The organism is Aeromonas sp. s6, assembly GCF_040907815.1.
In the GTDB taxonomy this organism is placed as follows: Bacteria; Pseudomonadota; Gammaproteobacteria; order Enterobacterales; family Aeromonadaceae; genus Aeromonas; species Aeromonas caviae.
In genome coordinates this window covers 1-7,409 of sequence record NZ_JBFOCN010000046.1, presented here as the reverse complement: position 1 = coordinate 7,409, position 7,409 = coordinate 1, and the positions used below count along the sequence as shown (strand labels likewise).

10 protein-coding genes and 1 pseudogene are annotated in these 7,409 nt (G+C 49.5%); 7 read left to right on the top strand and 4 right to left on the bottom strand.

Translation table 11 applies throughout. The annotated features are described in order from the left end of the window. Positions 1 to 54 precede the first annotated feature (54 nt). The 7 genes from AB5Y50_RS06875 (at position 55) to AB5Y50_RS06845 (ending at position 3,626) form a co-directional block, all read left to right on the top strand. Complete coding sequence (locus AB5Y50_RS06875) at positions 55 to 369, top strand: transposase (protein WP_039026396.1); 315 nt, start codon at positions 55 to 57, stop codon at positions 367 to 369. Continuing rightward, positions 366 to 1,187 (top strand): IS3 family transposase, encoded by an 822-nt coding sequence (locus tag AB5Y50_RS06870; protein ID WP_039026397.1) that lies wholly within the window; start codon positions 366 to 368, stop codon positions 1,185 to 1,187. Before AB5Y50_RS06875 ends, AB5Y50_RS06870 begins: the two co-directional genes overlap by 4 nt. Positions 1,188 to 1,672: 485 nt before the next feature. Continuing rightward, a complete protein-coding gene (locus AB5Y50_RS06865; RefSeq protein ID WP_127904518.1) occupies positions 1,673 to 1,924 on the top strand; it encodes a hypothetical protein in 252 nt (83 codons plus the stop codon). Positions 1,925 to 1,939: 15 nt separating this feature from the next. After that, on the top strand, positions 1,940 to 2,131 hold the full coding sequence (locus AB5Y50_RS06860) for a hypothetical protein (RefSeq protein WP_042010605.1): 192 nt from the start codon (positions 1,940 to 1,942) through the stop codon (positions 2,129 to 2,131). A 112-nt stretch (positions 2,132 to 2,243) separates the two neighbouring features. Continuing rightward, complete coding sequence (locus AB5Y50_RS06855) at positions 2,244 to 2,543, top strand: hypothetical protein (protein WP_053288698.1); 300 nt, start codon at positions 2,244 to 2,246, stop codon at positions 2,541 to 2,543. 353 nt (positions 2,544 to 2,896) lie between these two features. Further along, entirely contained in the window at positions 2,897 to 3,304 is a 408-nt protein-coding gene (locus AB5Y50_RS06850) for an H-NS family nucleoid-associated regulatory protein (RefSeq protein ID WP_005361923.1), read from the top strand. An 82-nt stretch (positions 3,305 to 3,386) separates the two neighbouring features. Continuing rightward, complete coding sequence (locus AB5Y50_RS06845; protein WP_223920585.1) at positions 3,387 to 3,626, top strand: hypothetical protein; 240 nt, start codon at positions 3,387 to 3,389, stop codon at positions 3,624 to 3,626. A 105-nt stretch (positions 3,627 to 3,731) separates the two neighbouring features. On the opposite strand, the gene AB5Y50_RS06840 is transcribed toward AB5Y50_RS06845, so the two are convergent. The 4 genes and pseudogenes from AB5Y50_RS06840 to AB5Y50_RS06825 all read right to left on the bottom strand — a co-directional run bounded on the left by AB5Y50_RS06840 (position 3,732) and on the right by AB5Y50_RS06825 (position 7,125). Next, the gene (locus tag AB5Y50_RS06840) at positions 3,732 to 4,082 is read right to left on the bottom strand and encodes an NIPSNAP family protein (RefSeq protein WP_080741060.1); all 351 of its coding nucleotides are present in this window, start codon (positions 4,080 to 4,082) and stop codon (positions 3,732 to 3,734) included. Between the two features lie 301 nt (positions 4,083 to 4,383). Beyond that, positions 4,384 to 5,223: a Fic family protein gene (locus tag AB5Y50_RS06835; RefSeq protein WP_223924754.1), complete on the bottom strand. Its 840-nt coding sequence runs from the start codon at positions 5,221 to 5,223 to the stop codon at positions 4,384 to 4,386. A 66-nt stretch (positions 5,224 to 5,289) separates the two neighbouring features. Beyond that, positions 5,290 to 5,523, bottom strand: a pseudogene (locus AB5Y50_RS06830) (DUF4172 domain-containing protein); the annotation flags it as partial. Positions 5,524 to 6,132: 609 nt separating this feature from the next. Then, positions 6,133 to 7,125, bottom strand: coding sequence for a DUF3289 family protein (locus AB5Y50_RS06825; protein WP_223924753.1), 993 nt, complete (start codon positions 7,123 to 7,125; stop codon positions 6,133 to 6,135). Between the last annotated feature and the right edge of the window lie 284 nt (positions 7,126 to 7,409).

Below are 7,409 nucleotides of genomic sequence, written 5' to 3'. Positions count from 1 at the left end.
GTGTAATGACCCACTGAAATCCTGCTCAGGTCATAATGAGTGGAGATCACAGACATGAGCATCACGATGGACGAAGAAATCAAACGTTGGACGGCCAAGCGCAAGTCCGCCTTGGTCATGGAAATCATTCAGGGCAAGACCACCGTCGCCGAAGCGGCTCGAGCCTTTGATTTGCCGCCCTCCGAGATTGAAGAATGGGTAGATGACGCCAAACGGGGCATGGAAAACGCCTTACGGGCCAAGCCACTGGATATTCGCGAGCAGTACGAGAAGCAGCTCAAGGAACTCCAGGAAGCTTATGGCGAGGCCATGCTGGAGTTACGCGCCAGAAAAAAGCTGGCCTCCCTGCTGGGCGAGGACGACAGATAGTCGCCGATGTTCAGCAGGGATTACGCGCAGAAGGTATTGATGTCTCCGTCAGCAAGCTCTGCCGCTGGTTTGGCCTGCCGCGTCGTAGTTGGTACTACCGCAGCGTCAAGGCCGCGCCCAAGCTTCAGGAGCATCTGGTCACCCCGATCAAAAACATGATTGAGGAGAACCCATCGTTCGGTTACCGGACGGTTGCAGCCCTGTTGGGGTTCAACAAGAACACGGTACAGCGCATCTTCCAGCTCAAGGGCTGGCAAGTTCGCAAGCGTCCGGTTGGGTTTCGCCCCCGGATCCAGGCCCTGCCTTCGGTGGCCTCAGCGCCCAACCAACGCTGGGCGACGGACCTATGCCGGATCTGGGCTGGTCGCGATGGCTGGTGTTCCTTGGCGCTGGTGATTGATTGCCATACCCGTGAACTACTGGGATGGCATCTCTCGCGCAGTGGTAAATCGAAAACGGCCGAGGCAGCGCTGGAGCAAGCCTTAATTGCTCGCTTCGGCAGCTTGGGACGAGTTGCATCGCCGTTTTTGTTACGTAGCGACAATGGGTTGGTGTTTACCAGCCGCAACTACACAGCACTGGTGAAGAGCTATGGGTTGCAGCAGGAGTTCATCACGCCGTACACGCCGGAACAAAACGGCATGGTCGAGCGGGTGATCAGAACGCTCAAGGAGCAGTGTGCCCATCGGCAGAGGTTCGAGACCTTGCAGCATGCCAGTCGGGTGATTGGCGACTGGATCCAGTTTTACAACCAGAAGCGTCCTCACCAGGCGCTAAAGATGAAAACACCGGCGCAGGCCTATGCCGAAGCCGCTTAGTTGTGCAGGAACGGCTGGGTCATTACACTGGCTCCTTGTGATATTGATAGCGCGGTATCTGCTTTGAGCCTGCGAGTCACAGTGCTCCGGCTAATACCAGTTAGCTTACATATCACACCCACATCAGTTTCAACCAGCGCAGCTAGCTGATGAATGATGTCCGCAGGAACTCCAGCCACAATCCACAGATGAACGTTCAATGCTTCACGAGGAACATCCAAGGATTCAAGGCGTGTTGTTCTACGAAGCGGGTGATGGACTGCATCGGGTGTCATGTTACATACCTCTGTCTGCATGTGCTCTTTATCATGCCCTATCTCAACCCACCCTGTCGTGCCCAGTGTTCAACAAATTTTGCACATGTTGCAGGGGCGACTCTGTTAGTTTCCAACCAACTAGGTTTGTGTCTTGATTTATTGATGGACATCATGATTAACCCCGAGCAATATTCTGTAGTTTAGAGGAGTTGATTAGGGATAGGATAAATGCCTATTTATACAAGTGTTTTAAAGTTGGATAAACCAATTGGAACACCACCCCATCCAGTAGAGGTGAGCGTCTATTCCAGCCCGTATGGTGGCTACATCAGAGTCAGTGAAATGGATGTTCATAATGAGAATGCTGCCGCATTCACATCCGCTTTAATGTCCGCAGATGAGTGTCGTGCCCTTGCTCGGTCACTAGACGCGATGGCTTCCGTTCTTGAACAATCGGAAAAAAATGGTGATATGTCCTAGCACCGAGGAGAGTCGATGACTGAGCTGATCTGTACTGAGCCTGGCATAGGTATTGAGCTTGGGACTACTTTTCAGGTTCTATCGGAGAACGGCTCTGAATGGGAAATCCTGTTGGGTAATGAATACCGAAGGGTCAACAAACGCAGCGGGCGCGTTACAGGTTGGAAAACACCTCCAAAATTTGAGTGCAAAGACATCCAAAAATAACAAATGAGAGTTCAATGCTGGTTATGCCAGTGATAAATAGCCAGCCCAGGTTACTCCCAGATCAAAAGCAGAAAATTATAGTTTTCATAAAGCCTTAAATAAGGGGCTCAGCATGCTCGTAAAAGAAATTGTGCCAACAGAACAGGTCGTTGACATTCTCTGTGATGTCTGTGGTCGTAGTACAAAAACGAATTTTGGAACCAACCAATACGGCTCGTTATCGGCGGATTTTGGCTATGGTTCCCGTCACGATGGTGAACGTTACAAGGTGCATCTGTGTGAAATGTGTTTTTTCGGTATACTCGCAACAATGAGGGAGATGCATCGCGGGGAACATATGTTTGACGATGACTATGAGGCTGCAAACCCAGACACATTTGGGCGTGATTATTCTAATAGGGAGATAATCTGAATAGTATGCCCCCATATTCGAGTTTGTGTGGAGAGAACTATTTCCTATCATCGACTCATTCTGTGAGCCAATGATATTGTCCAATCGGCTCATTTCGTGAGCCGATCAAGATCGTTCATCGGCTCATCTGGTGAGGTGGTCTCAACGCTCACTACCACCTAGATTAAGTTTTTGGCTACACAGTTTCATAGAAGATTGGAGCCAGGCCACTAAGCAGATCCAAACGCGATTTCGCTCACGTCTTTTTGAATAATGCTATTTATCTAATCGTCTTGGTGCCAAAAATAGTGGAGCTGATGCTGGGATTAAGAGATAATTTTCCTGATATAAAAATGTGATACATGAGGCTATCAATGAACGAATTTCTGAAAATCCTGCTGAATATCCGTAGCCTTCGTGCCGCATTGCGCGAGTTGTCTTTCGAGCAATTGGTCGAAGTTAAAGAGAAATTGGATGAAGTTTTTGCTGAGCGTGAGCAACAAGAAAACAAAATCAAGGCCGAGTCCGCTGAACGCCTGCAAAAGCTGGCTGAGTTCACCGAAATGCTGAAAACAGCAGGCATCGATCCGAGTGAGCTGGTTGGTGCAACGGCTCCAGCGAAAGCTGATGGTTCAGCTAAAGCGAAACGCGCTCCTCGTCCTGCAAAATACAAATACGCCGAGGATGGCCAGGAGAAGACCTGGACTGGTCAAGGTCGCATGCCCAAGGCTATCGCGGAAGCGGTGGCTAATGGTCGAGCATTGGAAGAATTTTTGATTTAGTGCTGAGAGCCCATGCCAGCTCGGCGTGGGCCTTTAATTCTGTTTTTAGTAGGAGCACCGTATGGGGAGGACATTGGAGGATATGATTTCATCCGAATCACCCGAGGTTGTCCAGAGAGCCAAGGCTCTTGCCGAAGAGCAAATGGTACGTCTCAGTGTGACCAAACTGCTTTCAAATCTCGGGCCTGGTGATGTTCCTGAAATTGCTCCCGATGTTCTCGATAGTTTGTTGTCGCTCAAAAGGTCAGTGGAGAGCCAAGACTGTCGGCTGAGTTTATTTGTCCATATGCCAGATGGTACGCATCATGGCGTCAATATTTAATTTTTCATAATCCAACATGGATTAAATGGTTTCATACAGACAGCATCTTACGAAGCAATCCGAGCTATTGCTTCTGAATCTATCTAACAGAATGTGTCATTATTCCTAGACAGACATAGAGGTGTAGCTGGTCTGACGAAGAGCATCAATAGTCGCTGACTCCATCGACACAACAGACATAACACTAACAGCAATGCTGTTAATAATTTCCTCTCTTGGGCCATTGCGCCAAATATCGCTTTGGTAAAAGGCATCAAGAGATTTTTCCCTATGCTCAGGGTTATCAAAGGCTCGAATCAAAACATAGCTGTCTGGATCATGTTGCGACTGACCATAAGTGACTACATCAATTCCTGCGGCCTGATGCAAAGGAACGCTGACACTTCGCATGATCTGATGAAATTCATTACCTGTACTTGGCTGTAAAGTGTACTGGAGAAACTCGACCGTTCTCATTAAAGATCCTTCATATCAACTTAAATAGATACGGATACTGTACATGAGGTTTCTCAAAAATACATTAAAAGGTGAGATGCCCGTAACTAGATTTATCGCGGGGATTTCCGCAGCTTGCGCTGCATGGGGCCACACCCAAGAGAATGCCATCTTATCTGCTCATTCATATGCCTGACGGCACTCATCATGGCGTCAAAATTTAATTTATGTGCTTTATTAGTTCGTCAATAGAGGCTCTAATCCACCAAATTAAAACAACTCCCGCAGGGAGAGTCCAAACAATTTAACAGATAGAGTCTTTTCAGACTCCCATCGTGAAGCCAATATCTCCCCAGCGGATCTGATAGCGTGTACTGCGTCCGCCACCAGGTAATTTCTCAATGCACCCCCTATCCAGCAATTGCGCAAGATGGCGTGTGGCCGTGGGCTTACTGACTCCGGCGACTTTTTGATATTGACTGGCACTGATGCCATTTTCAAAACCCTGTTCGCCGCCATCCAGTAGGCGGTTAATCACTTTGGTTTGCTCTGGGCTCAGGCCGTCATGACAGTGCCGCTGCCAGAAAGATGCCGTGGCAAGGCTACGGGCGATACTTTGTAATGCCAGCTCTATGGAGAAATCCAGTGTGTCGAGAAACCAACAGATCCAGGAGGTAATATCCAACGAGCCCTTCTGCGCTGACTCAAGCGCTCGATAGTAGTCACCCCGCAGCTCTAGAATAGCAACTGGCATGGCATACAGCCGCATGCTGTGGCTGTCAGCCTGTGACAGCGCGAGATCGGTCAGTGCCCGCGCTAACCGCCCATTGCCATCATCAACGGGGTGCAGGGTCAGAAACCAGAGATGGCAAATCGCCGCACGAAGAAGGGGATCTATCGTGGGATCATGCCGAGTCTGGTTAAACCAGAGGGTGAAATCGGCCAGTTGATCGTCCAGAGTTGCTCTGGGCGGTGCCTCAAAATGCACGATGGGGCGATCAACACGCCCAGAGACAACCTGCATCGGCTCATCTCCTCGCAACTGTCCTACATTCACTGGCTGCACCGACCATTCGTTGACGGGGAACAGCCAACGATGCCATTGGTAAAGGCGTTCTATACTCAGTGGTTGTTCATGATTGTCGATGGCATCCAACATCATGGCCGCGAGCCCCTCTGAGCGCTCTGATACTGGATATGACTGAGTTTGTGGCCCACCTAACCGCCGAGCAAGGGAGGAACGCACAGATTGGGCATTGAGGCGTTCGCCTTCGATAGCGGATGAGGAGATGATGTTAGCCAGTAACGTATCTAACGCTTGGTCGGAGTTCCCCAACCTGGAATGACGACCGATTAGAATTCCCTGCCTGCGTTGAACGTGCCGTAATCTGGGCAATATCTCGCTATCCTGCCAACGAAAATGGGGCCAATCTGCTTGTTGCCAAATCCACAATGGTTCCATTATTTCCTCATCCAACATGCTAGGGTCTCAATAATGAGCCGACCCAGCCCATCATTCGGCTCAATGTTTGAGCCGAATATAACACATGCAGCAGAACAGCAGAGCTGGTAATGAGGATGGAGATACAGGCTGAAAATCTCAGACCGGAGCTAATGAAAAACTGGATGTATTGCTGCTGTGTGGCGCTACAGCAACCAGTGGATAGAAAAGGCGGGAACTCATTTCCGTTTCGAACAGATCTTGTGAGCTTGCAGCTTACGCTGCATGAAGCCACACCCAAGAAAATGCCATTCGGTCTACTCATTCATATGCCTGACGTTACTCACTAATATTGGGATGCCAGTCTAAGCCACCAGAAGAGAAGGATCGAACCACCGAGTAGATTGCCTGCCAAATATTTCCAAGAGCGATCTGACAAGAACAAAATCGCCCCCAGTATCGTTATCAAACCCCAGAGATAGGGCATGAGCAGTACATATAGGCCAGTCAGTGAGTATTCATCGTTAAACCAGTCATAGACAGGCTGAATGAACAGGATCGATGCATTCAAGAGGTGATAGAGCATGAAAAACACGAATACCCATGTTCTCTCTGTCTTCACTGCTGCGCTCACTTTAGTTCCCCTTGGAATGGATAGCTGAGTTCAATGACGGTCAAAAATGGCTTGTAGGCAAAGCGCTTGTAGTGTTGAAGAACAAACCAGCTTCTGAAACCGGACGCCAGGCCGTAGAACTTGACTCTTCCGGTCGTGGGGTCAGGGCCAATGTCAGGATAATCGAGACCGAAGTGGTCATATAGCGTTACTTTGATCGTCCCTTTGTAGAAGTCGCCAAATTTTTCATATGTCGCGATTTCCGCCTTGCCTGCCCAGACATCGTTCACCGCAATTGTGAGGCCCTGCACCTTATCCGCCGCAGAGTTGAAGATGGGTAACCGAAAGCCGGAGGTCTTGCTGTATTGCTGCATCAAGTCACTCAGAACAAGCTTGTTCACATCACCATCAAGTTCGGCCAGCTTTGCCTTCACTTCCTTGATAAGGGTATCTGAGAACTTGATCGTGGTCGGGTGAGCTCGCGCTGCTCTCGTCAATGCTTGGTTCCGGTATTCACCCCCCTCAGATTTTTCGAATTTGGCGATCATGGCCAGAATGTTCATCTTCAAGTCGCCAGTCGCAAACAATGTGGCCATGTTGCGGAAGCTACTAAAGAACACCTTGGGGTCAGTCTTTTCGAGATCACCAATAAAGCCGTCATCTCCCATCTTCCCTACGAACATGGGGATAGCCTTGATCTGCTCTGCCGTCATTTTGCCGTAGGTCATATCTTCGGCGGGGTTGCCATCAACGTTCTTACCTGGCTCACGCTTCGACTTGTAGATGAGCACTGGCACACGATAGGTTGTGGCTGACGTTGTATCGGTTTTTGGCTTGAGAGCAGGAGGAATGGTTTCTGCCTTCGGGCGCTCTTTCTCTGCCGAACCGAACCACATTGTCGGCTTGGCCTGGGCATATGCCGACTTGATGGCCTGCTCAAACCTAGGCGTCCCCCTCACCGAGATTTGGTCTCCCTGGATAGTACAGCACGCAAACACATCAGATTGCATCCCCAATACGACCTTTGAACCGTCATCAAGGCTTCCAGCCACAGGGCCTAGGGAAGGTGCGAATAAGCGGGGAAATTCTTCTCGGCTGACTCAGTCATTTCATTTCTTCATGTTTGAGCCGATTTTTTCTCCCGTAAATGCCTTGAATCAGCCTATTTAGACCGTTTCTTCGCCATTTAAGGCGTTATCCCCAGTTTTTAGTGAGATCTCTCCCACTGACGTATCATTTGGTCCGCCCGAAACAGGTTGGCCAGCGTGAATAACATCGCCAGTTGGTTATCGTT

Bases quoted from the DNA above. Each gene is read 5' to 3' on its own strand.
- AB5Y50_RS06875 (WP_039026396.1), top strand. From the start codon at position 55: ATGAGCATCACGATGGACGAAGAAATCAAACGTTGGACGGCCAAGCGC.
- AB5Y50_RS06865 (WP_127904518.1), top strand. From the start codon at position 1,673: ATGCCTATTTATACAAGTGTTTTAAAGTTGGATAAACCAATTGGAACA.
- AB5Y50_RS06860 (WP_042010605.1), top strand. From the start codon at position 1,940: ATGACTGAGCTGATCTGTACTGAGCCTGGCATAGGTATTGAGCTTGGG.
- AB5Y50_RS06855 (WP_053288698.1), top strand. From the start codon at position 2,244: ATGCTCGTAAAAGAAATTGTGCCAACAGAACAGGTCGTTGACATTCTC.
- AB5Y50_RS06850 (WP_005361923.1), top strand. From the start codon at position 2,897: ATGAACGAATTTCTGAAAATCCTGCTGAATATCCGTAGCCTTCGTGCC.
- AB5Y50_RS06845 (WP_223920585.1), top strand. From the start codon at position 3,387: ATGATTTCATCCGAATCACCCGAGGTTGTCCAGAGAGCCAAGGCTCTT.
- AB5Y50_RS06840 (WP_080741060.1), bottom strand. From the start codon at position 4,082: ATGAGAACGGTCGAGTTTCTCCAGTACACTTTACAGCCAAGTACAGGT.
- AB5Y50_RS06835 (WP_223924754.1), bottom strand. From the start codon at position 5,223: ATGATGTTGGATGCCATCGACAATCATGAACAACCACTGAGTATAGAA.
- AB5Y50_RS06825 (WP_223924753.1), bottom strand. From the start codon at position 7,125: ATGCAATCTGATGTGTTTGCGTGCTGTACTATCCAGGGAGACCAAATC.